This window comes from Streptomyces sp. NPDC093598 (assembly GCF_044764825.1).
Taxonomy (GTDB): domain Bacteria; phylum Actinomycetota; class Actinomycetes; order Streptomycetales; family Streptomycetaceae; genus Streptomyces.
The window spans coordinates 454,628-479,876 of record NZ_JBIWIV010000003.1 but is presented as its reverse complement, the minus strand read 5'-3'; the positions used below and the strand labels follow the sequence as shown (position 1 = coordinate 479,876).

Sequence of the window (25,249 nt, the reverse complement as noted above, 5' to 3'; positions counted from 1 at the left end):
TATGACATTTCGGTACGAATAACACGACGGATCGCCATCGGATCACGGCGACATCGCCACGGGGATCGCGACCGGATCCGGTCTTTTTCTGAGGCAACCCTCAGCGATTCAGATCACTGCCCACCCGGCTACAGTGCGGCGGAGGATGAGGGTAGTCTCAGACGGACTGCATAAGTTACCGCTTAGTAATTTCGGGGAACCTGAAGAACGACAGGTTTCCCCGACGAAACCCCTCGCAGGCCCGAGGAGCCCCCATGCAACTCGCCGCGATCATCGTGTCGCTGGTTCTGACCGTGGTCGGCGTCGCGCTGCTCGCACGCGCGATCGGCCAGTTCGTCCGGTACTTCAAGCTGGGCCAGCCGGTCCCGGCCGGTACCCGGACCGACAACCCCTACCAGCGCAGCGTGACCCTGGTGAAGGAGTTCCTCGGGCACACGCGCATGAACCGGTGGGGCATCGTCGGTGTCGCCCACTGGTTCGTCGCCGTGGGCTTCCTGACCCTCCCGCCGACCCTGGCCCAGGCGTTCGGCCAGCTGTTCCAGGCCGACTGGGTCCTGCCGGTCATCGGTGAATTCCTGCCGTTCGAGCTGTACATCGAGTTCATCGGCGTGATGACGGTCCTGGGCATCGCGGTGCTCATCGTGATCCGCCTGCTGAACCTGCCCAGCCGTCCGGGCCGCAAGTCCCGCTTCGCCGGCTCCAAGGCCGGCCAGGCGTACTTCGTCGAGTACGTCATCCTCACCATCGGCCTGGCGATCTACGTGCTGCGGGGCCTGGAGGGCGCGCTCCACCACGTCGACCACTACGAGGCGTCCTACTTCGCGTCGTACCCGCTGGTGCTCGCGTTCAAGGGGCTGAGCGTCCCGGCGCTGCAGAACCTCGTCTACCTGGTCGCGATGATCAAGATCGGCACCTCGTTCATCTGGATGATCGTCGTGTCGCTCAACACCAACATGGGTGTCGCCTGGCACCGCTTCCTCGCCTTCCCGAACATCTGGTTCAAGCGCGAGGCGTCGGGTGGGACGGCTCTCGGGGCGCTCCAGCCCATGACGTCGGGCGGCAAGCCGATCGACTTCACCGACCCCGGCGACGACGACGTCTTCGGCGTCTCCCAGGTCGAGCAGTTCTCCTGGAAGGGCCTGCTGGACTTCTCCACCTGCACCGAGTGCGGCCGCTGCCAGTCGCAGTGCCCCGCCTGGAACACGGGCAAGCCCCTCTCCCCCAAGCTGCTGATCATGTCCCTGCGGGACCACGCGCACGCCAAGGCGCCGTACCTGCTGGCCGGCGGGGGCAAGACCATGGAGGGTGAGGAGAAGGCGTCGGAGGAGCAGCTGGCCGGTGTGCCCGCGTCCGCCCTCGCGGAGGCCGAGCGCCCGCTGATCGGCACCGCCGAGGAGAACGGCGTCATCGACCCGGACGTCCTGTGGTCCTGCACCACCTGCGGCGCCTGTGTCGAGCAGTGCCCGGTGGACATCGAGCACGTCGACCACATCGTCGACATGCGCCGCTACCAGGTGATGATCGAGTCCTCGTTCCCGTCCGAGGCGGGCACGATGCTCAAGAACCTGGAGAAGAAGGGCAACCCCTGGGGCCTGGCGAAGAAGCAGCGCCTGGAGTGGCTCAAGGAGGTCGACTTCGAGGTCCCGGTCGTCGGCAAGGACATCGAGGACCTCAGCGAGGTCGAGTACCTGTACTGGGTCGGCTGCGCCGGCGCCCTGGAGGACCGCGCCAAGAAGACCACCAAGGCCTTCGCGGAGCTCCTCCACATCGCGGGCGTCAAGTTCGCCATCATGGGCGGCGACGAGAAGTGCACGGGCGACTCCGCGCGGCGCCTGGGTAACGAGCCCCTGTTCCAGGAGCTCGGCATGGAGAACGTCATGGCGCTGAACATGGCGTTCGGCGAGGAGATGGACGACGAGGGCAAGGTCGTCCCCGAGTCGGCGAAGCCGAAGTCCTCGAAGAAGATCGTCGCGACCTGCCCGCACTGCCTCAACACGCTCGGCAACGAGTACCCGCAGCTCGGCGGCGACTACGAGGTCATCCACCACACGCAGCTGCTCCAGCACCTGGTGGACGAGGGCAAGCTGATCCCGGTCACGCCGGTCGAGGGCATCATCACGTACCACGACCCGTGCTACCTGGGCCGCCACAACAAGATCTACACGCCCCCGCGCGAGATCATCGCCGCCGTCCCCGGCATCCGCAACGAGGAGATGCACCGCCACAAGGAGCGCGGCTTCTGCTGCGGCGCCGGTGGTGCGCGGATGTGGATGGAGGAGCGGATCGGCAAGCGCATCAACAACGAGCGCGTCGACGAGGCCCTCTCCGTCAACCCGGACATCGTGTCGACGGCCTGCCCGTTCTGCCTGGTCATGCTCACGGACTCCGTCAACGGCAAGAAGAACAACGGCAAGGCGAAGGAGTCCATCCAGGTGGTGGACGTGGCCCAGCTGCTGCTGGACTCGGTGAAGACGCCGGTTCCTGCGGAGGGCGACGACGGTGACGAGCCGCCGGCGGGGACGGCGGACTCGGAGAACGCACCGGAGCCGGAGCCGGTGAAGTAGCCGGTTGCCGCTGGTTGTCCTGACGCCCCCTGTCCGAATGATCGGGTGGGGGGCGTCGGCGTTCCCCACGGCGTACGGTCGCGTGGCGCTCTCGCCGTCGTCACGGGCGACAGGCAGCACCCGCGGCTCCTCCGCTCCCGGCTCTCGGCAACACGGAGGACGTCACGCAGCGCCTCGGTCAGGCGCTCGCTCAGGAAGCGCAGTCGCGTCTCGGTGGCTTCCGGGAGCATGTCGTCGGCGTGGGCGAGGAGCTGGGCACCCATGTCGAGCTGGGCTGCTTGGCCGGCGAACCCGTCGTCGTACGACGCCGTCTCATCCTCCTTGACGACGAACCGAACGAACTGACCGACACGAACTACCCCATCTCCATCGCCCGAGACACCCCGCTCGCCGGAACGGCGAAGATCCGCGGTGGAGCCGTCACCCTGCTCGCAGATCTGGGCCATGTCGGCGCGCTGGTCAGGGAGGACGCAACGGCCGACCTCCCGGATGAGCAGGAGCAAAAGGCTCTGCGGCTCGCACCGACCGAGCCTGTGCTGCGCCTCACGAGGCTCACCTTGGATGGCGATGACAAGCCGATCCAGGTCGACCTCATGGTGATGCCCGCCCGGCGCCAGCAGCTGCGCCACGAGATCAGAATCGGATGACCGTATCCAGGGCAGAGCCGGAAGCACACGACCGCCGCTCACTGCGGGAACGGAATCAGCCGGCCTGCGCGACACCGAGGCGATCCAGTCCCAGACCGGCTAACCGATCCGCTCCGCCTGGCGCAGGCCCGGTGGGCCGCCGGCATCTCGGACACTCTCGCCCTGGGAACCAAGGCGGGCGGCGGCGCTGATCGCTTCCGATGGACCGAGGCCATCGACTTTCTGGGGCCACGGATCACCTGGGCGCCCGGACTCGCGCTTCGACTGCCCCTGGCTTCCGACCGTAGCGCGGAACGACTCCGCCTTGTCGAAGTGCGCTCGGAGGTAACACCGCGACGCATCGGCGATTGACGACGGTCGCGCAAGTTTCGGGGGTGGTACAGGGGGCGCACTCAGGAGCGCGCGGCGTTCGCGAATGCACCTGCCCCGACGCGCCCTGCAGGGCCGCACCCTTCGCAGATTGTGAAGATCACAAATCTCCACAGAGCTCGCAACAGGCAGTTGACCCGGAATCAGCCCTCAACCAGCGCCAGCGCCACCGCACTTCACATCTCAAATCAGTAAAGAGGGTTCCGTTCAGCGAATAATTGTTGAACCATGAAAGTCCACAAATAAGGGGGGTTTGTGAAGATCACTGGTTGCGCTTTGCGCATGGCCGGGCAAGGGGGCCCGGCGAACCGGTGACGCGGTGGTGGTGCCGTTCCCACACCGCTTCTCACGCAGTACCACGCCACGGCCGCCTGCTTCAGGAACAGGCGGGCCGTACTTCAGGGGTGAGGAATCCACCATGCACATATGTGTGCTGGGGCAGGGCTATGTCGGCCTGCCCCTGGCCGTGAGGGCCGCCGAGGTCGGGCACACCGTCACCGGCTACGAGCCCGACCGGGCGCGTTGCGAGGCGCTGGCCGCCGGGTCGTCGTACGTCGAGGACATCGGCGACGACCGGCTTCAGGCGGTGCTCGGCTCGGATGCCTATTACGCCAGCTCCGACCCGCAGGACCTCAAGGGGTTCGACGTCGCGGTCATCACCGTGCCCACGCCGCTCACCGACCGCGCGCCCGACCTGAGTTGCGTACGGGACGCCGGCCGCGTGCTCGCCGAGTGGATCGAGCCGGGCGCCACCGTCGTGCTCGAGTCGACGACCCACCCCGGCACCACTCGCGACGTGCTCGTCCCGCTGCTGGAGGAGGGCTCCGGCCTCGTCGCCGGGCGGGACTTCCACGTCGGGTTCAGCCCCGAGCGCATCGATCCCGGCAACGCCGACTGGCGCCTGGAGAACACGCCGAAGATCGTCGCCGGTCTGACCGAGGACTGCCTGCGGCGGGTGCAGGGCTTCTACGACACCGTCACCGACGTCACCGTGCCCGCCTCGGGGCTCGAAGAGGCCGAGCTGGCGAAGGTGTTCGAGAACACCTACCGGCACGTCAACATCGCGCTGGTCAACGAGCTTTCGCGGATGTCCCACACACTGGGCGTCGACGTGTGGCACACGCTGGAGCTCGCCGCGACCAAGCCTTTCGGGTTCACCAGGTTCCTGCCCGGGCCCGGGGTCGGCGGGCACTGCCTGCCCATCGATCCGGTCTACCTCAGCCACCATGTCAAGGCACGGCACGGGCAGACCTTCCGGCTCATCGAGCTGGCCCAGGACATCAACGAGAGCCAGCCGGACTACGTCGTACGGCGTCTCCAGGACGCCCTCAGCCGGCGGTTCCGGCGGAGCGTGCACGGGGCGCGCATCCTCGCCCTCGGCGCCGCCTACAAGCCGGGCACCTCGGACGCCCGTCAGTCACCGGCCGTCGAAGTCACCGACCGGCTGCGGCAGATGGGTGCGGACGTCACCGTCGTGGACCCCTATCTGCCGGTGGCGGACGGCGGTTGCCGGGAGATCCCCTTCGGGGCGACGGACACGGCCGGGACCGTCGGCGCCTTCGACGCCGTCGTCCTGCTCACCCCGCACGGCGAGTTCGACCTCGTCCGGCTCGCCGCCGAGGCCGCCTACGTGCTCGACACCCGCGGCGTCATGCCCGCCGCATCCCACATCGAACGGCTCTAGAGGGCCACGGAAGGAAAGAGGGACAACATGTACGGACAGAACGGTGTGGGCGCCGCGATCGGGACCGCCACGGGCGGAGCCGCCCTGGCCGCGACCGGCGGAACCGCGCTCGGGTGGATCGTGCTGGCAGCGATGGTCCTCGTGATCGGCGGTGTCGCGGCGTTCCGCATGGCGACCCGCGGCAAGCGAGTGACCGCTTGAGCGCGTTCCAGGGTCGTGCGCCGCGGGTGAGGCTCACCGTGGTGACCGCTGTGGTGGTGGCGGCTCTGGCCGCCGCCACCGTGGTGGTGCACGTGCAGTCGAAGAGCCCGATCCTGACGTTCTACTGGTGGCTGGGCATGGCCGTGATCGTGCTGTGCCTGATGTCGTTCCTGAAGGGCCGGTCCTTCGCCCACCTCCCGGTCGCCCCGGGCCGGACGGTGGCGATCATCCCGGCCTTCGAGGAGCCCACGGAGAACCTGCACCGCACGGTGCGGTCGCTGCTGGCGCAGACCCACCCGATCGACGAGATCCACGTCATCGACGACGGCTCGCGGCAGCATCCCGTCGAGCCCTTCGACCACCCCAGGGTCTTCTGGCACCGGCAGGAGAACAAGGGCAAGCGCGGGGCGCAGGTCACCGTTCTGCGGCACCTCCAGGAGCAGCACAAGCACTTCGCGTACGTGCTCACCATCGACTCCGACGGCGAGCCCTTCCCGGACGCGCTGGAGCAGCAGCTGCGCGCCATGAGCAACCCGCGGATCCAGGCCACCACCGGCATGATCTACGTCCGCAACTTCGAGGAGACCTGGGTCTCCCGGGCCGCGGACATCGACATCGGCACCTCCTGCGTGATGATGCGCTCCTCGCGCTCCATGCTCGGAGCCCTGGAGACCACCTCGGGCGCCCTGGCCCTCTACCGGGCCGAGCTGCTCTACGACCACCTCGACGCCTACGAGGTGGAGTGCGGCACGGGCGACGACCGCTGGCTGGCGCTCAGGGCGCTCATGCGCGGTGAGGTCGTGGCCGTCAACGAGGCCGGTGTCGTCACCGACATGCCGACGACGCTGAAGAAGACGTACCGGCAGCGGCTGCGGTGGGCCCGCTCCTGGTGGTGGATGCTGCCGTTCGTGTACGCGCGGCTGTCGCCGAAGCAGCTCATCTCGCCGACGTTCGGGTTGCTCCAGCTCGTCGTCACCCCGGTGATGCTGGCCTGGATCGTCGTCATGACGCTCATGACGCTGGGCGGGCGGTACCACAACCCCGGCCTCGCCCTGGTGTACCTCGCCGTGTACCTGGTGGTGCGCTTCGGCCAGTCCGGGCTGTACATCCTCATGCGGCCGGACCTGACCGCACGCCAGCGCTGGCACTCCTGGCTCGTCGGCACCCCTGCGGCCGTGTTCATGAACATCGTGCTGCTGTGCCCGACCCGCTACTGGGCCCTGTTCAAGCTCCGCGACAACGCATGGCAGTCCCGGGGACTGACCGCGAAGACGGCGCTGCCCGGAGGACGGCACCGCGCGCCCGCGGAGAAGCTGCTGAAGGTGTGAGCCCCGCCCCTCACGAGCCCGGCCGATGAGTTTCGGGCTCGTGAGGGGTCTCTGCATGCGGAAGGGCCATCCGGGCCCCCGACCGCCTGGGAGATCCCATGACCACCGTCGTCATGCACAACGTCGTCTCCGTCGACGGCTTCATCGCCGACGCCGACGACGACGTAGGCCCCCTCTTCGACTGGTACGGCAACGGCGAAGTCGAGATCAACGAGTACGCCAAGGTGTCCAAGGCCTCCGCCGACTACGTGCGGCACAGCATGGCGCGGATCGGGACGCTGGTCGTCGGGCGGCACGTGTTCGACATGACCAACGGGTGGGAGGGCGTCCCCCCGGCCGGTGAGCACCTGGTGGTCGTCTCGCACCGGCCCCGGCCCGTCGGGTGGCACCCCGACGCGCCGTTCCACTTCGTCGACGGCGTGGCGGAGGCCGTCGACAGGGCCAGGGAGCTGACCGGCGAGGACCGCGACATCGGCGTGGCCGCGGGCGACGTCGGCGGGCAGGCGTTCGCCCTCGGCCTGGTGGAGGAGGTCGCGATGGACGTCGTGCCCGTGGTCTTCGGCTCGGGCAAGCGGTACTTCGGCTCGGTCGACGCCCGGCACCTGCTCGAGGACCCGCACGTCGTGATCCAGGGCGACCGGGTGCTGCACCTGCGCTACCGGGTCCGCAGGCAGCCGTGACGAACCAGGAGGAGGCTGGATGACGGGGACCACCTTCCGCCGGGCCTCGTCGAGGAGTACGCCGCGACGACCGGGGCGGTGCTGGGCGGCCGGGCCGGCTGGGACGCCCACCCCGGTCCCACCGGCATTCGTGCACATCGCGCCCGTGCTGCTCGGCGACGGGATCCGGCTGTTCGACGATCCCGGGGGGCGCGCCCGTACGGCTGGAGCTGCTCACCGGGAAGGACCGCACGGCCGCGGTGGACGTGCGGTACCGCCCGGTGCCGGCGAGCTGATCCGAGCAGCTGATCCGAGCCCCGGCTACGGAGCCCTGCAGGGTCGGGCGAGGTACCGGTCAGGCAGCGGGAAGTTTCTGCTCGCACCAGATGGTCTTCCCGACAGCGGCGTGGCGGGTCCCCCACTTCTGGCTGAGCTGGGCGACGAGGAGCAGGCCGCGGCCGCCCTCGTCGAATTCCCGCGCGCGGCGCAAGTGCGGGGCGGTGCTGCTGGCGTCGGAGACCTCGCAGATCAGTGCGGAGTCGCGGATCAGCCGTAGCTCGACGGGGGGTTCACCGTGCCGAATGGCGTTGGTGACCAGCTCGCTGACCAGCAGTTCGGTGACGAAGGCCGACTCCCACAGACCCCAGGTGTCGAGCTGTTCGACAGCGAGCTTCCGGGCGCGCACCACCATGGCCGGGTCGGCGGGGATGTCCCAGACGGCGACCTGGTCCGCGGTGAGGGCACGGGTGCGGGCGAGCAGGAGGGTGATGTCGTCGGCCATGTGGTGGTCGACCAGCGCGTGCATGACGGTGTCGCAGGCGTCTTCCAGCGATGCCGCCGGCTGTTCCAGTGCGTGGCGCAGCCCGGCCAGGCCCTCGTCGATGTCGCGCTCACGCGACTGGACCAGGCCGTTGGAGTACAGGGCCAGTACGCTGCCCGTCGGCGGGCGGAACTCCAGGCTCTCGAAGGGCAGGCCGCCCAACCCGAGCGGCGGGCCCACGAACCCGTGCACCTGCTCCACCTTGCCGTCGGGGGTGAGGACGAAGGGCAGCGGGTGACCGGCCGAGGCCACCGTGCAGCTCCGCGCGACCGGGTCGTACACCGCGTAGAGGCAGGTCGCTCCCAGTTCGCCGGCCGCCGCCGCGTCGCCTTCGGCTCTGCCCTCCTGCTGGTCGTCGGTGAGGTGCATGACCAGGTCGTCGAGGTGCGTGATGAGTTCGTCGGGCGGCAGGTCGACGTCGGCCAGGGTACGTACCGCGGTGCGCAGCCGTCCCATGGTGGCGCAGGCGTTGATGCCGTGCCCGACGACATCCCCCACGACGAGCGCGACCCGGCAGCCCGAAAGCGGGATCACGTCGTACCAGTCGCCGCCCACCCCGGCAGTCTGCGGGCCCGCCGGCAGGTAGCGGGAGGCCACGTCCACGGCCGTCTGCTCGGGCAGCCGCTGCGGCAGCAGACTGCGCTGGAGGGCCAGCGCGGTGGTCCGTTCACGGGTGTAACGGCGCGCGTTGTCGATGGCCACGGCGGTTTTGGCGGCCAGTTCCTCGGCGTCGGGCAGATCGGCCCGGGTGAAGGGTTCGGTCTGCCGGGTGCGCCAGAAGGTGACCGTGCCGAGCAGTGCGCCCCGCCCTCGCAGCGGCACCGCGATCAGTGAGCGCATGCCGTAGTCGAGAACTCCCGTGGCGTCGTCGGGGATGAGAGGCGGCCATGCCGTGGAGGCGCGCAGGTCGGGCTCCAGCCGTGCACGCCCATGGGAGAAGTCGTCGGCCTGCGGAACGGTGAAGCTGTATCCGTCCAGCGCCCCCACGGAGTGGAGCGGATGGTGCTCGTGGATGCCTGCCATGGCCACCCGCCGTGCTTTCGTCCGGTCCTGCTCCAGTGCCTCCTCCGGCTCCTCACCGAGCAGAACGGACACCGCGAGGTCGACCGTGACGAAATCCGCGAAGCGGGGTACCGCTACCTCGGTCAGCTTCTGCGCGGTCCGCTCCGCGTCAAGGGTCGTGCCGATGGCCGTACCGGCGTCATGCAACAGCTTGAGGCGGCCATGAGCCTTCAGTGTCCGCCGCCGTTGGCTGCGGCCGCGAGCGGCCAGCTCCGACACGATGACACTGGTGCCCAGCATCAGCACCACCGTCCATCTGTCCTGGCTGCTCGACACCGACAGCGACCCCCACGGGGAGATCAGGAAGAAGTCGAGCCAGACGGTGGCGGAAACCGCCGCGACCAGGCCGGCGACGCGGTACCCCTGCGCGGCCACGGCCACCACGACGGCCATCAGGACGAGGGCCGAATCGAAGTCCGGGAAGGTGTCCCGGAACGGCACCAGCGCAAGGCAGCCGAGCAGAGGGGCCAGCAGAGCGCACACCACAGCGACCGAGCTGCCTCTGAGGTCTCGCATGGAGTTCACATACTCACCCCATTCAGGCGATATACGGCAATATACGACTGTCGCGGGCCGATGCGATCTGCCGACGTGACGTGCCGACTCAGCGCTGGATGACGAGCAGGGCCGCGTCGTCACCGAGGTGACCGCCCGCATGCCTGGGCAGGTCCTCCCTCAGCCGCTCCAGGAGTTCCGCGGTGGGCAGATGCAGCCACTGCCGCAGCCGCTCGGCCAGCGGGTAGAACTCACCGTCCGGGTCACGTGCCTCGATGACACCGTCCGTGCACAGCACCATCCTGCCGCCGCGGGGGATCTTGATGTCCTGCCGGCACCGGGGCTCACCCGCGAGCTCCTGCAGCCCCAGGGGGAGACCCGGCTCCTTGATCTGGACTTCCACGACCTCGTCACCGGAGATGACGAACGGCGGCACATGACCGCAGTCGATCACGCGCAGGGCCTCCGGTCCCATCATCTCCGCGACCAAAGCCGTGACGAACTCCTCCTCAGGCTCGCAGCGCACTCCTGGTTCGTACCGGACAAGCGCTTCTTCCATCCTGTCCACCACGGTCTGCAGGACGGGGTCCCGGTAGGCCGCCTCGCGGAACGCGGTCAGCACGGCCGCGCTCGCGCCGATCGCCGCCAAGCCCCTGCCCCGGACGTCGCCGATCACCACCCGCACGCCGTAGGGAGTGCTCAGCACCTCGTAGATGTCACCGCCGACCAGCGCCTCCTTCTCCGCTGCCAGATAGAAACCGTCGGTCATCACCTCTCCGGCCGGCAGCGGCAGCGAGCGCAGCAGCAACCGCTGGGCCGCCCCCGCGGTCAGTCTCAGCCGGTTGAAGCGTTCCTCGCGCTGCACCCGCACCCGGCAGACGAACAGAGTCACCACGGACAGGGCCAGCGCGGAGCCGAGGACCGTGACCCTGTTCGCCACGCTGAGGTCCAGACCCCACGGCCCGTACAGCAGAGCTGTCGACACCACGTACAGCGCGCAGATCACCGCGGTCCGGCGCAAGCTGAGCAGCGCGCAGGCCACGACCGGCGCCAGCGCCGCGGCCGGCGCCAGGCGTATCGCCGAGTCGTACGTCACCTCGTCCAGCACGCTGATCAGGACGAGGTAGGCCACGAGCGCGGCGAAGACGCTCCGGCACCAATCGAGCCCAGTACGCACAGGCGGGACACCTCCTCGCCGCGGCTTCCCTTCATGCTCGTCCCGTCCGGCCTGGATGGCCACCCCGACGGGCGGTCGTTCGATGCCCGGCGACGCCCTTGTACGGCTGGAGCCGCTCCCCGATCACGGCCGCGACAATCAACCGAACTCACGTACAACCCTTACGTCCCACCAGGGGTCTCTTGATCGCCGACCACCTGTGAACGCCCGGACAACTCCCGGCGAACACGGACGGTCCGGCCCTCCATCGACTGTGGATGCCCGCCAGGCGTCCCCCGCATGCAGCAGGAGACCCCGCATGCAGCAGCACGAGCGCCCCTCGGGGCGCCGGCACGCACCCGCCCACCCGTCCCGGCGCCCCCGCCGGCGGCTCGCCCTGGCGACTGCCCCGGCGACCGCGCTGACCGGCACGCCGCTCTCGGCCACGGCCGGCCCGGCGACGGCCGCGGACGGTGCGCACGCGCCGCGGGCCGACTTCAACGCCTACGGCATCGGCGACGTGGCGTTCTCCGCCTCGGGCGTCTCGACGACTGGCTACCCGAACTTCGGCGCGACCTTCGCCGACTGAGCCACCCCGCATCCCCCGGGGCCGGGCCTTCCAGGTCCGGCCCCCTCCCACCCGGAGCCCCACCTTGCGCAAGCGCACCCTCCTGCTGGCCGCCACGCTCACCACCGGCCTGCTCACCACCACGCCCGCCACCCCCGCCACCGCCGCCCCCTCCGGTCTCGCCGGGGACTTCAACGGCGACGGATACCGCGATGTCGCGGCCGGCGCCGCGTGCGCCGACGTCGGCTCGGCCTCCTGCGCCGGCGCCGTCGTCGTGCTGTACGGCTCGGCGACCGGTGTCTCGGCCACCCGCAAGGCCGTCATCACCCAGAACTCCGCGGGCGTGCCCGGCACCGCCGAGTCGGGCGATCTGTTCGGCTCCGCCCTGGCCACCGGCGACCTGGACCGGGACGGCTACTCCGACCTCGTCGTCGGCGCCTCCAACGAGAGCGTCGGCGACCGTGACGGCGTCGGCTCCGGCACCGTCCTGTGGGGCAGCAAGTCGGGCCTGACCAGCGGCAAGGGCCTGCCGCAGCCGTCGACGCTCTCCGAGTACGGCAACTTCTCCCGGGGCATCGCCACCGGCGACTTCGACGGCGACGGCGACACGGACGTCACGCTCACCGGCCAGAGCCACACCCGCATCTACCACGGCCCCTTCACCCGCACCGGCGGCCCGCTGAACAACCTCCGCGTCGGCGAAGTCGGCACCACGTTCGAGGTGTTCGCGGGTGACATGACCGGCGACGGCGCGGCCGAGCGCGTCTACCCGTTCAACGTGGACGGCGACACCGGCGGCCAGATCGATTACTTCCGCTGGACCGGCACGTCGTACAAGATGGCCGACCTGCCGAACGCCGACGGCTACCCCGGTTCCATCGGCGACATCAACCGCGACGGCTACGGCGACCTCGTCCTCGGCGACTCCGCGGACCCGTACGACCTCAAGCCCGGCGGCCACAAGGGCGGCCAGATCACCGTCTGGTACGGCGGCCCGAACGGCCCCGACCCGGCGCAGCAGCCGACCGTCGTCCACCAGGACACCGCGGGCGTGCCCGGTGCGGGCGAGGCCGAGGACGGCTTCGGCAGCGCGGTGAGCACCGGCGACATCAACGGCGACGGGTACGCCGACGTCGTGGTCTCCGCGCCGGGCGAGGACCTCGGCTCGGCGACGGACGCGGGCTCGGTGACCGTGCTGTTCGGCTCCGCCTCCGGTCTGAGGACCGGCAGCGGAGTGACGTCGTACACCCAGGACACCGCCGGGGTGCCCGGCTCCGCCGAGTCCTCGGACCGCTTCGGTTCCGCGGTCGGCCTGACCGACGTGACCAAGGACGGCAAGGCGGACCTGGTCGTCGGCGTGTACGGCGAGAACTCCACGGGCGGTCTGTGGACCCTGCGCGGCTCCGCCTCCGGCCTGACCACGAGCGGCGCGCAGGGCATCACCACCACCGCCGTCTCCCTCAAGGGCAGCGTCAACCTCGGATCGGCCGTGGCCCAGTGACGCCCCGCCGACTCCCCCGTGAGGCACGTACACCCATGCGCATCCGTATCACCGCCGCCGTCCTCGCCGCGGCCCTGACCCCGCTCGCCCTCACCCTCTCCGTTCCCGCCGCGCACGCCGCGACGGCCGCCGCCCCCTACGACTTCAACGGCGACGGCCGCACCGACCTCGTGATCGGCGCGCCGGGCGCCACGGTCGCCGGGCAGGCGAGGGCAGGGGCCGTGTCGGTGGTCTACGGCAGCGCGAGCGGCCCGAAGAGCTCCACGCGCACCCTCCTGACGCAGAACACCGCCGGCATGCCCGGCGCCGCCGAGGCCGACGACGCCTTCGGCTCCGCGCTCGCCTCCGCCGACCTGGACACCGACGGCTACGCCGACCTGCTGATCGGCACACCCGGTGAGGACGGCAGCGACACCAACGACGGCACGGTCACCGTCGTCTGGGGATCGGCGTCCGGCCTGTCCGGGGCCCGTTCGCTGTTCAGCTTCTTCAGCACCGACTACGACCGCTACGGCCAGGCACTGGCCGCGGGCGACTTCGACGGCGACGGGGACACCGACGTCGCGGTCGGCTCCACCGGCCCGGTCACTCTCTCCCTCGTGGACGGCCCGTTCACGCAGACCAGCCCCTCCAACGGCGGTTCGGGCTCGAGCAACGACTGGTGGTCGTCCTCGCACGGCGTCACCCACCTGTCCTCAGGCGACGTCACCGGCGACGGCCACCCCCGCGTGGTCCTGCACGGCCGTGCCGCGCACAACGGCGCCGCCGCCACCTCCCTCGCCGACATGAAGATCGGCAACTACGTCGACTGGCTGCAGAAGCTGCCCGCCGGGTTCGTCTCCGCCGTGGGCGACATCGACGGCGACGGCCACGCCGACATCGCCGTGGGAAACGACCGGGAGGCCTCCGCCGACCCCGAGGGCGCCCTCGGCGGCAAGGTCACCGTCGTCTACGGGGGACCCGACGGCCGCGACAGCGGCCGCGCCCCGCTCGTCCTCACCCAGGACACCGCCGGTGTCCCCGGGGCCTCCGAGAAGGGCGACCGCTTCGGCAGCGGCGTCTCCCTCGGCGACGTCAACGGCGACGGACACGCCGACCTGGCGATCGGCACCGCGGGCGAGAACAGCTCCGCCGGCGCCGTCACCGTGCTGTACGGCTCGGCGTCCGGCCTGACCACCCAGGGCGCCACCTCGTACACCCAGAACACGGCGGGCGTGCCCGGCGCCTCGGAGCACGGCGACCGTTTCGGCGAACGCGTCACGCTCACCGACCACACCGGCGACCACCGCGCCGACCTGTCCGTCTCCGCGCCCGGCGAGAACGCCGGCGACGGCGCCGTCTGGTCCCTGCGCGCCACGGCGACCGGCCCGACGGCCACCGGCTCGACGAGCTTCGGCCCGGGCACGACGGGCATCTCGACGGCCGGCACCCCGGGCTACGGCACCGCCCTCAACTCCTGATCACCACCGCTCCTGACCCGACGGGGACCCCGATGCGCACACGCACCCTCCTCCTGGCCACGGCCCTCACCACCGGCCTGCTCACGGCCCTGCCCGCCACGGCGGCCACCGCCGCACCCGGCACCGGCCCGACCGCCGACTTCAACGGCGACGGCTACGGCGACATCGCCTTCGCCGCCCCCTACGCCAGGGTCGACGGCCAGGGCATGGCCGGCTACGTCGCCGTGGTCTACGGCGGCGCGACCGGCCTCGACCCGGCCAAGCACACCGTGGTCAGCCAGAACACCGCCGGTGTGCCCGGCGCCGCCGAGGCCGAGGACACCTTCGGCGAGGCGATCGCCCCGGCCGACCTCAACGGCGACGGCTACACCGACCTCGCGGTCGGCTCCCCCGGCGAGGATGTCGGCGAGGACGTCGACGGTGGCTCCGTCACCGTCCTGTGGGGCTCGGCGAGCGGCCTGAGGAACGGCACCACGGTGAAGGACCCGGCGGCCTCCACGCACAACCACTGGGGCAACCTGCTGACCGCCGGCGACTTCGACGGCGACGGCAAGGCGGACCTGGCCGCGAGCGCCTACGCGGACCCGTACGTCATCCGCGGCCCCTTCACCACCACCGGCACCACCGGCGCCGTCCAGCGGGTCGCCCTGCCCGAGGCGTCGTACAGCGTCGACGCCATGGCGGCGGGCGACACGAACAACGACGGGAGGTCCGACCTGGCCCTCACCTACCGCGTCGACCTCGACTCGGACGAGTCGGGCAGCTGGTCCAAGGGCGCCGCCTACCTCGGCACCCCCACCGGCCTGGACACCTCGCTCCCCCGCCCGCTGAACGGCGGCACCACCCTCGCCCTCGGCGACATCGACGGCGACGGCCACGACGAGATCGCCATCGGCAACGTCTGGTCGAAGGAGAACGACCACAGCGGTTCGCTCGGCGGCAAGGTCGTCGTCATCCGCGGCTCGGAGGGCGGCCCGGTCAACGGCGACGCGCCCATGGCCGAACTCACCCAGGACTCCGAGGGCGTCCCCGGCGCCGACGAGGCGGACGACGCGTTCGGCGGCGCGCTCTCCATCGGCGACGCCAACGCCGACGGCTACGGCGACCTCGCCATCGGCGTCACCTTCGAGGACGTCGGCACCATCGAGAACACCGGCGCCACCATCCTGATGAACGGCTCCGCCTCCGGCGTCTCGCGCACCGGCGCCCGCACCTTCACCCAGGACACCGCGGGCGTCCCGGGCTCGGCCGAGGCCACGGACTACTTCGGCGCGGACGTCCTGCTGGCCGACGTCACCAAGGACGGCCGCCCCGAGTTCACCGTCACCGCCGGTTTCGAGGACGAGGGCATCGGCGCGATCACGGCCCTGCGCGGTTCGGCCACCGGTCCCGTCACCGACGGCGCCCGCACCTTCGGCCCGGGAAGCCTCGGCCAGACCCGCTCCTACGGCGCGTTCGGCGCCGGCCTCATCGGCTGACGAACCAGGAGACCTCATGCGCAGATCCACCACGACCGCCCTGGTCGCCGCCCTGCTGGCGACCGGCGTCACCCCCCTGCTCCTCACCGGCCCCGCCTCCGCGGCGCCGGCCAAGCACTACGACGACTTCAACGGCGACGGCCGCCGCGACCTCGCCTACGGCGGCTACAACGACGTCGACCGCGAGGGCGGCACGATCACCGTCGTGTACGGCACCGCCACCGGCCTCGACACCGCCCACCCGAAGTTCCTCCACCAGGACAGCGCCGGCGTCCCCGGCTCCGGGGAGGAGGACGACCAGTTCGGCGCGTCCCTCGCGAGCGCCGACCTCGACAAGGACGGCTACGCGGACCTCGTCGTCGGCAACCCGTTCGAGCACGTGGGCAGCGACGAGTACCGCGGCACGGTCACCGTCCTGTGGGGCTCCAAGTCCGGCCTGTCCGGCGGCACCAACATCACCCCCCTCGGCGGCTCCGCCGGCCACTTCGGCCGCGACCTGGCGACCGGCGACTTCACCGGTGACGGCTCCCCCGACCTGGCCGTGATCGGCGGCGAGGAGGCGTGGCTGTACCGCGGCCCCTTCACCAAGTCGGGCACGACCGGCAAGGTCAGCAAGATCGACAAGGAGTCCGGCGGCTGGTACTCCACCGCTCTCGGAGCCGGAAAGGTCGACGCCGACGGCAGGACCGACCTGGTGGTCATCGGCACGGAGATCACCGGCAGCGACATCCGGGAGCGCGCCTGGTACCTGAAGGGCACCTCCTCCGGCCTGGCCTCGGGCGCGTCCAAGACCCTCAGCGACCGGCAGGAGGGCCTCTACCCGAGCCCGGTCATCGGCGACTTCGACAAGAACGGCTACGGCGACATCGCCCTCGGCGTGCCCGACAAGGACAACGGCAAGGGCGCGGTCACGATCTGGCGCGGCACGTCGTCGGGCCCGGGCACGTCGGTGACCCTCACCCAGGCCACCTCCGGCGTCTCCGGCAGCCCCGAGGCCGACGACGACTTCGGCTACGCGATCTCGGCCGCCGACACCAACGGCGACGGCTACGCGGACCTCGCCGTCGGCGTCCCGCACGAGGACGTCGACGGCGAGGAGGACCAAGGCGGCGTCCACGTCTTCCGCGGCGGCTCCGGCGGCCTCAGCGGCGCGCGCTCCTCGTGGATCGCCCAGACGGTCCTCGGCCCGGCCGACTCCCACGCCGCCTTCGGCTACACCGTCCGCCTGCGCGACCTGACCGCCGACGGCAAGGCGGACCTGGCCGTGGGCGCGGCGGGCGGCGCACTGCTGATGCCGGGCACGGGCACGGTGCCGACGAAGACCGGCGCGATCGTCCTGCCGGAGCTGGGCGGCTCGCTTCCCGACTGACCGGGCCTGAAGGGTGGCCCGGCTTCTTCGGCCGGGTGGGGCCCGAGGGGCGAGCCCCGTACGGCCGAACCCTGACACCCCACGGACTCCCAAAGCCCCAGCCCCTTAAGGGATGTCACAGCTCGGCCGCAAAGCCGGGCCCGGAAGCCCGGGCCCGGCACGCCACCGCCGGGGACCAGGTACGTTCGAAGACGTGGCTGGATTCAGGATCGGACGCGGCCGGAACAACGGCGCTCCTCAAACGCGACCGCACAACCCTCCGAACGGGCAGCAGACGCCGCAGGGGCCGTCGTACGGCTACCCGCCGGCGCCGCAGCCGTACCCGCAGCAGCAGCCGTACGGCGGCAGCGGCCCCACCTGGCCGCAGCCGAACGCCGGGCACGGCGGCGGCTACGGCGGCCAGGGCGAGCCGGAGTACTTCGGCGACGGCGCGTACCCGCCCGGCCCGCAGGGCCCGCCCGACCCGTACGCGGCGAACAACCCGGGCCACACCCAGGCCTTCTCGGTCGGCGAGGACCCCTACACCCAGGGCGACACCTACCGCGCCGGCTCGGCCGCCCCGGCGCCCGGCCCCATCGGCCCGCGCCTGCACTGGAAGGCTCTGCTCCGGGGGATCGTCCTCGCCCCCAACCAGACGTTCCTCCAGATGCGGGACTACTCGATGTGGGGCCCGGCCCTCATCGTCACGTTCCTCTACGGCCTGCTCGCCGTCTTCGGCTTCGACGGCGCCCGCAAGGACGCGATCAACGCCACACTGTCGAATGCCGTGCCGATCGTCCTGACGACGGCCGTCGCGATGGTGCTGAGCGCTTTCGTCCTGGGCGTGGTCACCCACACCCTGGCCCGCCAGCTCGGCGGTGACGGCGCCTGGCAGCCCACGGTCGGCCTGTCCATGCTGATCATGTCCCTCACGGACGCGCCCCGCCTGGTCTTCGCGATGTTCGCGGGCGGCGACGCGATGTTCGTCCAGCTGCTCGGCTGGGCCACCTGGATCGCGGGCGGGGCCCTGCTGACCCTCATGGTCGGCCGCTCCCACGACCTGCCCTGGCCGAAGGCGCTGGGCGCGTCGGCGATCCAGCTGATCGCCCTGCTGTCGATCGTGAAGCTGGGCACGGTCTGAGGTTCCCCAGACACGAGAGAGGGGCTCCCCGCCTGGGGAGCCCCTCTTCTTCTCACGCCTGTCAGGCGTCGAGCACCTGGCCGGCCCGCCGCACGACGGGCGGTTCGACACTCCACGGGAAGTTGATCCAGTCGTCGGTGCGCTTCCAGACGTAATCGCACTTCACCAGCGACTGCGACTTCTCGTAGACGACGGCGCTGCGCACCTCGGCGACGGTGTCGAGGCAGAAGTCGCGCACCAGCTTGAGCGTCTTGCCGGTGTCGGCGACGTCGTCGGTGATCAGCACCTTCTTCCGCGAGAAGTCGATCACGTTCGGCACGGGCGCGAGCATGACCGGCATCTCGAGGGTCGTCCCCACCCCGGTGTAGAACTCGACGTTCACGAGGTGGATGTTCTTGCAGTCGAGGGCGTAGGCGAGCCCACCGGCCACGAAGACGCCGCCGCGGGCGATGCTGAGGATCAGGTCGGGCTCGTAGCCGTCGTCGGCGATGGCCTGCGCGAGCTCGCGCACGGCGACGCCGAACTTCTCGTAGGTCAGGTTCTCCCGCACACCGCTCACGCTCGTGTCACTCATGCCCGAGCCGCTCACACCTGGGTCCGATGGAAGTTGAGGAAGGACCGGGAGGCGGTCGGCCCGCGCTGCCCCTGGTACCGGGACCCGTACCGCTCGCTCCCGTACGGGAAGTCCGCGGGCGAGCTCAGCTTGAACATGCACAGCTGCCCGATCTTCATGCCCGGCCAGAGCTTGATGGGCAGGGTGGCGAGGTTGGACAGCTCCAGGGTCACGTGCCCGCTGAAGCCGGGGTCGATGAAGCCGGCGGTGGAGTGCGTCACCAGCCCCAGGCGCCCCAGCGAACTCTTGCCCTCCAGGCGCGAGGCGAGATCGTCGGGCAGCGTGATGACCTCGTACGTGCTGGCGAGGACGAACTCCCCGGGGTGCAGGATGAACGGCTCGTCCCCCTCCGGCTCCACGAGCCGGGTCAGATCGGCCTGCTCGATGGCGGGGTCGATGTGGGGATACCGGTGATTCTCGAACACCCGGAAGTAGCGGTCCAGCCGCACATCGATGCTCGACGGCTGCACCATCGCGTCGTCATACGGATCGATCCGCACCCGCCCGGCGTCGATCTCGGCCCGGATGTCCTTGTCAGAGAGAAGCACGCCCCGAGGATACGCAAGACGCGCGGAGCGACCGTCACCGGACGTCTCCGCGCGCCTTATGCCTGTTTCCTATTGCTTTGTCCGCTACGCCGCTACGGCCACTACGGGCTACTACGGCTGCTGCCGCTCCTGCCGCTGCTACCGCTTCTGATAGCTGACGGGCACCACGCTGCGGAGCCGCGCACATCGCGGACACCGGAGCAGCCGCCCGGGGCCGAGCCGATCGGCCTGCTGCATCGGGAACGAAGCGGTACTGAACACGTGTCCATCGGCACAACGGACGACGGTGCGCTCCATCAAGTCCAAGAGTCCCTTCCCCAAGAGCCGCGTCTGGCTGCTGCTTGCCTGACGACAAAAGCCACAGTACGGGATCAAAGGAACAGCCCTCCAGGCGGCACTCCGGTCCCGCCCGGGCCCTCTCGCGCCCCACCACCGTACGCCCCAACTCCGTTCCCCCGCAGCCGCATCCCACGCCTGAAACGCCCTCAGGCCCCACGGCGCGAACGCCGGAGGCCTGACATGAGGTAGAGTGAGCGAGCATTCGACACCGACTCCGTCGGCGTCTTACGCGGGTGTAGTTTAATGGTAGAACATCAGCTTCCCAAGCTGAGAGCGCGAGTTCGATTCTCGTCACCCGCTCCATGTGAAACCCCCAGGTCAGAGACCCGGGGGTTCTTTGTTGTCTAGACCGGTTGACACAAGGCTCGTCGGCGTTCTTCTTCGCGGCGGTGTCGCGTTCCCAGTTCGGCGGGTGGCTCCGAGACATCCGACACAGGTGTATCAAGAGGCACACCTGTGCGATCATTCGCCTGATTTCGCCGTGCGCCGCCCTCGACCCGCTGTCACCTGGGGCCCCGGCATTCACCTGCGTCGCTCGACGCCGTCCTGGGGGGAACGCAATGCCCTACCGCCTGTGCGTACGCGGGAGACCCGCGGCGTACACCGCGCTCCTGTTCACACTCACACTGTCGGTCCTGCTGGCGGCCTTTCTCCCGGTCGGCGCGGCACAGGCGTCCAACGGCACCATGACCACGGCCGCGTCCGATGCCACCACATCGGCCACCATGGCCGGCAGTACCGCGTCGTCCGCCCCGGCCTCCGCCGCCGAAGACTGCGCCACCCTTCCGCTCGCCCCCTTCGGCGACCCGGGTTCCGCAGTGGGCAAGGCGACGGTCGCCGCCGACGGCAGCGCCTGCTTCACCTTCACCGCCGAGCAGCCCGGCCTGCACCGCGTGTTGACGGAGAGGACCGCGACGACCGCCGAGGTCTTCGACGGTGAGACCCAGTTGGACTGCTACGACACCACGTGGGGCAGCGGCTGGTGCGCGCTGCCGCGCGCCGGCGCCTTCACCCTGAAGCTGACCAACACCACCTGGGGGACCGGGAGCCGCGAGATCCCCGTGACCGTCACCCCGCTGGCCGCCACCGCGGGCTGTGCGCAGGAGACCGGCACCTCGTGGGACCTGCCCCCGGTCACCGGCTCCGCGGTCTCTCCGTACGGCCTCGTGTGTCATCCGTTCAAGGGAAAGCCCGGCGAGCGGATCACGGTCGACTTCGGCACCGACACGTACGGCGAGAGCGTCAACTGGATCACCGATGAGACGGGTGCCCATATCTGCCCGCACTTCAACGAGGACGACAGCGACGGGTGTGTGCTGCCCGGCGACGGGCCGTACCGGGTGCTGGGGCACGTCCGCCAGGCCGAGCGCGGCTTCCCCGCCCCGTACACCCTGAAGATCCGCCGGTTGTCCGACCCCGCGGGTTGTGCGCGTGTCCCGGTGAACGCGTACAACTCCGCGCCCACCACGGTGGATCCGGCCACCGGCTGCAAGGTCTTCACCGCCGCGGCGGCGGGACGGTACAGCGTGTACGAGGTGACGGACGGGGCCCGTTCCTCCCTCCCCGTGTACGACCGTGGGGGGAAGACCGTGTGCGCCGGCTGCGGCATCCCCGCCGGCGACTACACCGTCCTCACCGACCGCGCCACCCTCATCCTCGACCGGGCCGGCACCGCCGGCTGCGAGCCCGTCGAACTCGGCACCCACCAGGGCACCTTCGCCACGGCGGGCGAGACCGACTGCCTGACACTGCCGCTGCCCGAGGGTGCCCGGATGGCCGCGCTGACGCCCCTGAGCGGTCCTGCTCCGCAGCCGGAGGTCGTGGTCGTCGACGCCGACGGCGTCCAGCGATGCAACTGGGAGTCCCTCGGCACGGGCACCTGCGCGCTGACCGGGGCCGCCCCGTTCCGCGCCCTGGTGTCCACCGACGACGACAACACGGCGACCGGCTCGTACCGCATCGCCCTGCACCGCACCGACGCGGCGAACGGCTGCCCGGCCATTCCTGCGGGCGACTTCACCGCCGGCGGCGCCACGGCCCGGTTCGGCACCGGCGACGGCGTCTTCTCACACTGCCTGTCCATCCCGGCGGACGACCACAGCGCGATGGAGAACCTCCAGCTGCGGGCCGTCTCCGGTGGCTCCACCGCCAAGTTCTCGGTGCTGGACGCCGACGGCAAGCAGGTCTGTGGCGTCTCGTCCTCCCTGTCCACCTGGACCACCTGTGCCCTCGACCCGGGCGTCGCGCACACGGTGCTGGTCACCGGCCGCGACACCGCCGCCGAGTACACCCTCGCCCGGCGTGACGTCACCGCCACCGCCCAGGGCTGCGCGGCGAACCCGGCGACCGCGGTGGACGGCCCGTCCACGGGCGGCACTCCGGCCGCACCCGGCCTGCTGCTCTGCCGTCAGGTGACCACCGCCGACGCCGGCGACACCCTGCACCTCGATGTCCGCGACCCGCTGGGCACCGCCAACATCCTGGTGTACGACGCGGAGGGCGACGCCGTCTGCTCGTACCGCAACAAGGCGTGCGCGGTCACCGGCTCCACCAGCTACCAGGTCCTCGTCACCGTCCCGGCGAACCTGAAGGCCGCCGAGTCCTACCGGTTCGACGCGCTACGCATCGCGACCCCCGCCGGACCGGCCGCCGAGTGCGCCAAGGCCCCGAACGTCAGCTACGGGTACGGGCCGGTCACCGGCACCCTGGACGAGCAGCACACCGCGGTCTGCGCGGCGCTGCCCACCGCGTACAGCGACCGCTTCGACTTCGTGGTCAGCGACACCGCGGGCGGGACCCAGACGGCCGTGCCCGCGCTGTACGACGCCAGCCTGGACAACACCTGCACGCTGCACATCCCGACCGGCTACAAGTGCTCCGTGAATGAGCCGTACACGACGGAGGTCACCCCGAGCATCCTGGTCGTCGGGCTGCCCGAGAAGGCCTCGCAGACCGCCTACAAGGCGGAGCTCGTCTGCACGTCCTCACTCTGCGGCACCGAGAAGATCACCGTCGGCACGGTCACCCCGACCAGTGGCGTCAGCGGCACCAAGACCACGGTGACCGTGACGGGCACCGCCCTGCACGAGGACGACAAGGTACGGATCAGCAAGTCCGGCAAGACGGTCGTATCCACCACCACCTCGGTGGCCGCCGACCGGAAGTCCCTGACGGCCGTTCTGGACCTGAGCGGACTCACCCCGGGCGACTGGAACCTCAGCGTCCTCACCCACAACGGCTGGGAGTACCCGCGTGGCTCCTTCACGGTCAGCCCGGCCCCGCTGAAGAACACCACGGCCCCGGCCGTCACCGGCACCGCCCAGGTCGGCTCCAAGCTCACTGCCGCGCCCGGCTCCTGGACGCCGGCCGCGGACTCGTACACCTACCAGTGGAAGGCCGACGGCCAGGTGATCTCGGGGGCCACCGCCTCCACGTACCTGGTGCCCGCCTCGCTGCGCGGCAAGAAGGTGACCGTGGCCGTCACCGCACGCAAGAGCGGCTGGGAGAGCACGACCGCCGAGTCCTCCGCACGCGTCATCACGGCGGCGACCAGGGACCACGCGGGTACCGGTTCGGTGCCGGACGGTGTCGGGGATCTGCTGACGCTGAACTCCAGCGGCTCGCTCACCTTCCACCATGGTTCCGGTACGGGTGTCTTCTCGGGCAAGACCAGCGGCTCGGGCTGGTCGACATCGGTCAGGGCGATCCCGTTCGGGGACGTGAACGGTGACCGGTGCAACGACGTGCTGGTGCGGATGGCCGACGGCTCCCTGCGGGCGTACCGGCCGGGCTGCGGGAAGGCGGTCACGCCGTCGACGTCGTACGTCTCGCTGGGCACGGGCTGGAACCAGTACAACGTGCTGACCTCGCCGGGGGACGTCACCGGTGACGGGCGGGCGGATCTGATCACCCGTAACTCCTCCACCGGGGCGGTGTACCTGCACAAGGGCACCAGCGACGGGAAGCCGGCGACGCGGGTGAAGCTGTACGACAACTGGCGGGGCTACAAGAAGATCGTCGGGGTCGGGGATCTGAACGGTGACGGCCACGGGGATCTGGTGGCGCAGGATGCCTCGAACGAGCTGTGGCGCTACAACGGCACGGGCACAGGGAAGTTCGCATCGCGGACGAAGGTGTTCGACGACTGGGGTGCGGCGTACAACGTCGTCGTCGGCGTCGGGGACATCACCCGTGACGGGAAGGCGGACCTCGTCTCTCGGGACGCCTCCGGCAACCTGTGGCGCAACAGCGGCAACGGCAACGGCTCGTTCTCCGGCCGGGTGAAGATCGCCACCGGATGGCAAGGCTACAAGGCACTCTTCTGATTCGACGCCGTGAGAGGACGAGGAAGGCCCCGACCGGTTGCGGTCGGGGCCTTCCTCGTCCTCAGTGGCGGAGACGTTCGCAGCCGGCTACTCCGCACGCAGGGAGAACCACACCGTGCACATGCGGGTCCGTGCCCATAAGACCGGTAAACCACGGTCAACAGCGGTGCGATCCCAAGCTTTCCAGCGCCACACGAGAGCACATAGCCCCAGGTCAGAAGCGATCTGTCTCCCTAAGCGCCGTCGCTTCCCAAGCTGAGAGCGCGAGTTCGATTCTCGTCACCCGCTCCATGATGAACCCCAGGTCAGCGGCCTGGGGTTTGTTTACGCCCTGCCCGCGAACTGCTCGCCCTGCGCGGGGAACGGGTCCTGCGGCGCACGGGACACGTCACACCGGCCGAGTCGGCCGAACTGGGGAAGGTTGGCCACAGCTTCGACCTCACCGCCGTCCTGAAGCCTGACCCGACGGGCTTGAGCGGCCTGCGTCTGATCACTTCCGCGGACGGAGCCGAGTACCTCGACATCAGCCTCGACGCCACGACCGGCCACCTCACCGTCGACCGCAGCCACGCCTCACTGGACCAGCGTGCATGAGCAGGCGCGTACGCCGTCCCATGCCCGGCCGCCCTGGACGGCACGGCAGTTGAGCTGTGCGTGATCGTGGACTGTTCGGTCGCCGAGGTCTTTCTCGCTGACGGTCACGTCCTCACGCTCAGGTTCTATCCGCGCACCGACGGACCGTGGCGGGTTCAAGCTCGCACGACAGGCACCGGCCACAGCGACTTCACGGTCGAGGCATGGAACCTGGTCCCGGGCGGGATCCGCCAGGAACCGTTTCATGGGAGGCAAGCGCAGGAGGTGTAATCGCCCCTGTCGCAGCTGGGCCCCGCACGGTTTCCTTCACCGAAGGTCACTGTGCGGGGCCCACGTTTCCCTGCGGGCC

16 protein-coding genes, 1 tRNA gene and 2 pseudogenes are annotated in these 25,249 nt (G+C 70.4%); 15 read left to right on the top strand and 4 right to left on the bottom strand.

Translation table 11 applies throughout. The features are described 5' to 3' along the window. The first annotated feature begins 254 nt into the window (after positions 1-254). From ACIRDU_RS13985 to ACIRDU_RS13960, 6 genes and pseudogenes are all read left to right on the top strand, one after another. Positions 255-2,564 carry a (Fe-S)-binding protein gene (locus tag ACIRDU_RS13985; protein ID WP_403578397.1) on the top strand — a complete coding sequence of 770 codons (2,310 nt, stop codon included), beginning with the start codon at positions 255-257 and terminating at the stop codon, positions 2,562-2,564. Positions 2,565-2,833: 269 nt separating this feature from the next. Continuing rightward, a pseudogene (locus ACIRDU_RS13980) lies at positions 2,834-3,211 on the top strand (UTRA domain-containing protein); the annotation flags it as partial. A gap of 787 nt (positions 3,212-3,998) precedes the next feature. Continuing rightward, a complete protein-coding gene (locus ACIRDU_RS13975; RefSeq protein WP_403578394.1) occupies positions 3,999-5,264 on the top strand; it encodes a nucleotide sugar dehydrogenase in 1,266 nt (421 codons plus the stop codon). A 27-nt stretch (positions 5,265-5,291) separates the two neighbouring features. Next, entirely contained in the window at positions 5,292-5,465 is a 174-nt protein-coding gene (locus ACIRDU_RS13970; RefSeq protein ID WP_403578392.1) for a hypothetical protein, read from the top strand. Positions 5,466-5,506: 41 nt separating this feature from the next. Next, on the top strand, positions 5,507-6,793 hold the full coding sequence (locus ACIRDU_RS13965) for a glycosyltransferase (protein ID WP_403578389.1): 1,287 nt from the start codon (positions 5,507-5,509) through the stop codon (positions 6,791-6,793). 98 nt (positions 6,794-6,891) lie between these two features. Beyond that, complete coding sequence (locus tag ACIRDU_RS13960; RefSeq protein WP_403578387.1) at positions 6,892-7,473, top strand: dihydrofolate reductase family protein; 582 nt, start codon at positions 6,892-6,894, stop codon at positions 7,471-7,473. 334 nt (positions 7,474-7,807) lie between these two features. Here ACIRDU_RS13960 and ACIRDU_RS13955 read toward each other — a convergent pair whose 3' ends face one another. Both ACIRDU_RS13955 and ACIRDU_RS13950 read right to left on the bottom strand, forming a co-directional pair. Continuing rightward, a complete protein-coding gene (locus tag ACIRDU_RS13955; protein ID WP_403578384.1) occupies positions 7,808-9,850 on the bottom strand; it encodes a SpoIIE family protein phosphatase in 2,043 nt (680 codons plus the stop codon). Positions 9,851-9,938: 88 nt separating this feature from the next. Further along, entirely contained in the window at positions 9,939-11,006 is a 1,068-nt protein-coding gene (locus ACIRDU_RS13950) for a PP2C family protein-serine/threonine phosphatase (RefSeq protein ID WP_403578381.1), read from the bottom strand. A 298-nt stretch (positions 11,007-11,304) separates the two neighbouring features. On the opposite strand from ACIRDU_RS13950, the gene ACIRDU_RS13945 reads away from it, so the two are divergent. The 6 genes from ACIRDU_RS13945 (at position 11,305) to ACIRDU_RS13920 (ending at position 18,481) form a co-directional block, all read left to right on the top strand. Then, on the top strand, positions 11,305-11,574 hold the full coding sequence (locus tag ACIRDU_RS13945) for a hypothetical protein (RefSeq protein WP_403578378.1): 270 nt from the start codon (positions 11,305-11,307) through the stop codon (positions 11,572-11,574). A gap of 64 nt (positions 11,575-11,638) precedes the next feature. Next, the gene (locus ACIRDU_RS13940) at positions 11,639-13,054 is read left to right on the top strand and encodes an FG-GAP repeat protein (RefSeq protein WP_403578375.1); all 1,416 of its coding nucleotides are present in this window, start codon (positions 11,639-11,641) and stop codon (positions 13,052-13,054) included. A gap of 35 nt (positions 13,055-13,089) precedes the next feature. Beyond that, the gene (locus tag ACIRDU_RS13935) at positions 13,090-14,514 is read left to right on the top strand and encodes a hypothetical protein (RefSeq protein WP_403578372.1); all 1,425 of its coding nucleotides are present in this window, start codon (positions 13,090-13,092) and stop codon (positions 14,512-14,514) included. A gap of 32 nt (positions 14,515-14,546) precedes the next feature. Continuing rightward, positions 14,547-15,992 carry an FG-GAP-like repeat-containing protein gene (locus tag ACIRDU_RS13930; protein WP_403578369.1) on the top strand — a complete coding sequence of 482 codons (1,446 nt, stop codon included), beginning with the start codon at positions 14,547-14,549 and terminating at the stop codon, positions 15,990-15,992. A gap of 16 nt (positions 15,993-16,008) precedes the next feature. Beyond that, positions 16,009-17,361 carry an FG-GAP and VCBS repeat-containing protein gene (locus tag ACIRDU_RS13925; RefSeq protein ID WP_403578366.1) on the top strand — a complete coding sequence of 451 codons (1,353 nt, stop codon included), beginning with the start codon at positions 16,009-16,011 and terminating at the stop codon, positions 17,359-17,361. 112 nt (positions 17,362-17,473) lie between these two features. Then, a complete protein-coding gene (locus ACIRDU_RS13920; protein ID WP_403578363.1) occupies positions 17,474-18,481 on the top strand; it encodes a Yip1 family protein in 1,008 nt (335 codons plus the stop codon). Positions 18,482-18,542: 61 nt separating this feature from the next. Here ACIRDU_RS13920 and ACIRDU_RS13915 read toward each other — a convergent pair whose 3' ends face one another. Together ACIRDU_RS13915 and dcd are read right to left on the bottom strand one after the other, a co-directional pair. Next, positions 18,543-19,055 carry a phosphoribosyltransferase gene (locus ACIRDU_RS13915; RefSeq protein ID WP_403578360.1) on the bottom strand — a complete coding sequence of 171 codons (513 nt, stop codon included), beginning with the start codon at positions 19,053-19,055 and terminating at the stop codon, positions 18,543-18,545. A gap of 11 nt (positions 19,056-19,066) precedes the next feature. Next, positions 19,067-19,642, bottom strand: a complete 576-nt coding sequence (gene dcd, locus ACIRDU_RS13910) for a dCTP deaminase (RefSeq protein WP_053670409.1) — start codon at positions 19,640-19,642, stop codon at positions 19,067-19,069. A gap of 568 nt (positions 19,643-20,210) precedes the next feature. On the opposite strand from dcd, the gene ACIRDU_RS13905 reads away from it, so the two are divergent. From ACIRDU_RS13905 to ACIRDU_RS13895, 3 genes and pseudogenes are all read left to right on the top strand, one after another. After that, a tRNA-Gly gene (locus ACIRDU_RS13905) sits at positions 20,211-20,284 on the top strand. Between the two features lie 257 nt (positions 20,285-20,541). Then, entirely contained in the window at positions 20,542-24,306 is a 3,765-nt protein-coding gene (locus ACIRDU_RS13900; RefSeq protein ID WP_403578356.1) for an FG-GAP-like repeat-containing protein, read from the top strand. A gap of 342 nt (positions 24,307-24,648) precedes the next feature. Continuing rightward, a pseudogene (locus tag ACIRDU_RS13895) lies at positions 24,649-25,170 on the top strand (GH32 C-terminal domain-containing protein). Positions 25,171-25,249: the final 79 nt, after the last annotated feature.

Bases quoted from the DNA above. Each gene is read 5' to 3' on its own strand.
- ACIRDU_RS13930 (WP_403578369.1), top strand. From the start codon at position 14,547: ATGCGCACACGCACCCTCCTCCTGGCCACGGCCCTCACCACCGGCCTG.
- ACIRDU_RS13960 (WP_403578387.1), top strand. From the start codon at position 6,892: ATGACCACCGTCGTCATGCACAACGTCGTCTCCGTCGACGGCTTCATC.
- ACIRDU_RS13975 (WP_403578394.1), top strand. From the start codon at position 3,999: ATGCACATATGTGTGCTGGGGCAGGGCTATGTCGGCCTGCCCCTGGCC.
- ACIRDU_RS13925 (WP_403578366.1), top strand. From the start codon at position 16,009: ATGCGCAGATCCACCACGACCGCCCTGGTCGCCGCCCTGCTGGCGACC.
- ACIRDU_RS13920 (WP_403578363.1), top strand. From the start codon at position 17,474: ATGTCACAGCTCGGCCGCAAAGCCGGGCCCGGAAGCCCGGGCCCGGCA.
- ACIRDU_RS13970 (WP_403578392.1), top strand. From the start codon at position 5,292: ATGTACGGACAGAACGGTGTGGGCGCCGCGATCGGGACCGCCACGGGC.
- ACIRDU_RS13900 (WP_403578356.1), top strand. From the start codon at position 20,542: ATGCCCTACCGCCTGTGCGTACGCGGGAGACCCGCGGCGTACACCGCG.
- ACIRDU_RS13945 (WP_403578378.1), top strand. From the start codon at position 11,305: ATGCAGCAGCACGAGCGCCCCTCGGGGCGCCGGCACGCACCCGCCCAC.
- ACIRDU_RS13955 (WP_403578384.1), bottom strand. From the start codon at position 9,850: ATGCGAGACCTCAGAGGCAGCTCGGTCGCTGTGGTGTGCGCTCTGCTG.
- ACIRDU_RS13915 (WP_403578360.1), bottom strand. From the start codon at position 19,055: ATGAGTGACACGAGCGTGAGCGGTGTGCGGGAGAACCTGACCTACGAG.
- ACIRDU_RS13935 (WP_403578372.1), top strand. From the start codon at position 13,090: ATGCGCATCCGTATCACCGCCGCCGTCCTCGCCGCGGCCCTGACCCCG.
- ACIRDU_RS13985 (WP_403578397.1), top strand. From the start codon at position 255: ATGCAACTCGCCGCGATCATCGTGTCGCTGGTTCTGACCGTGGTCGGC.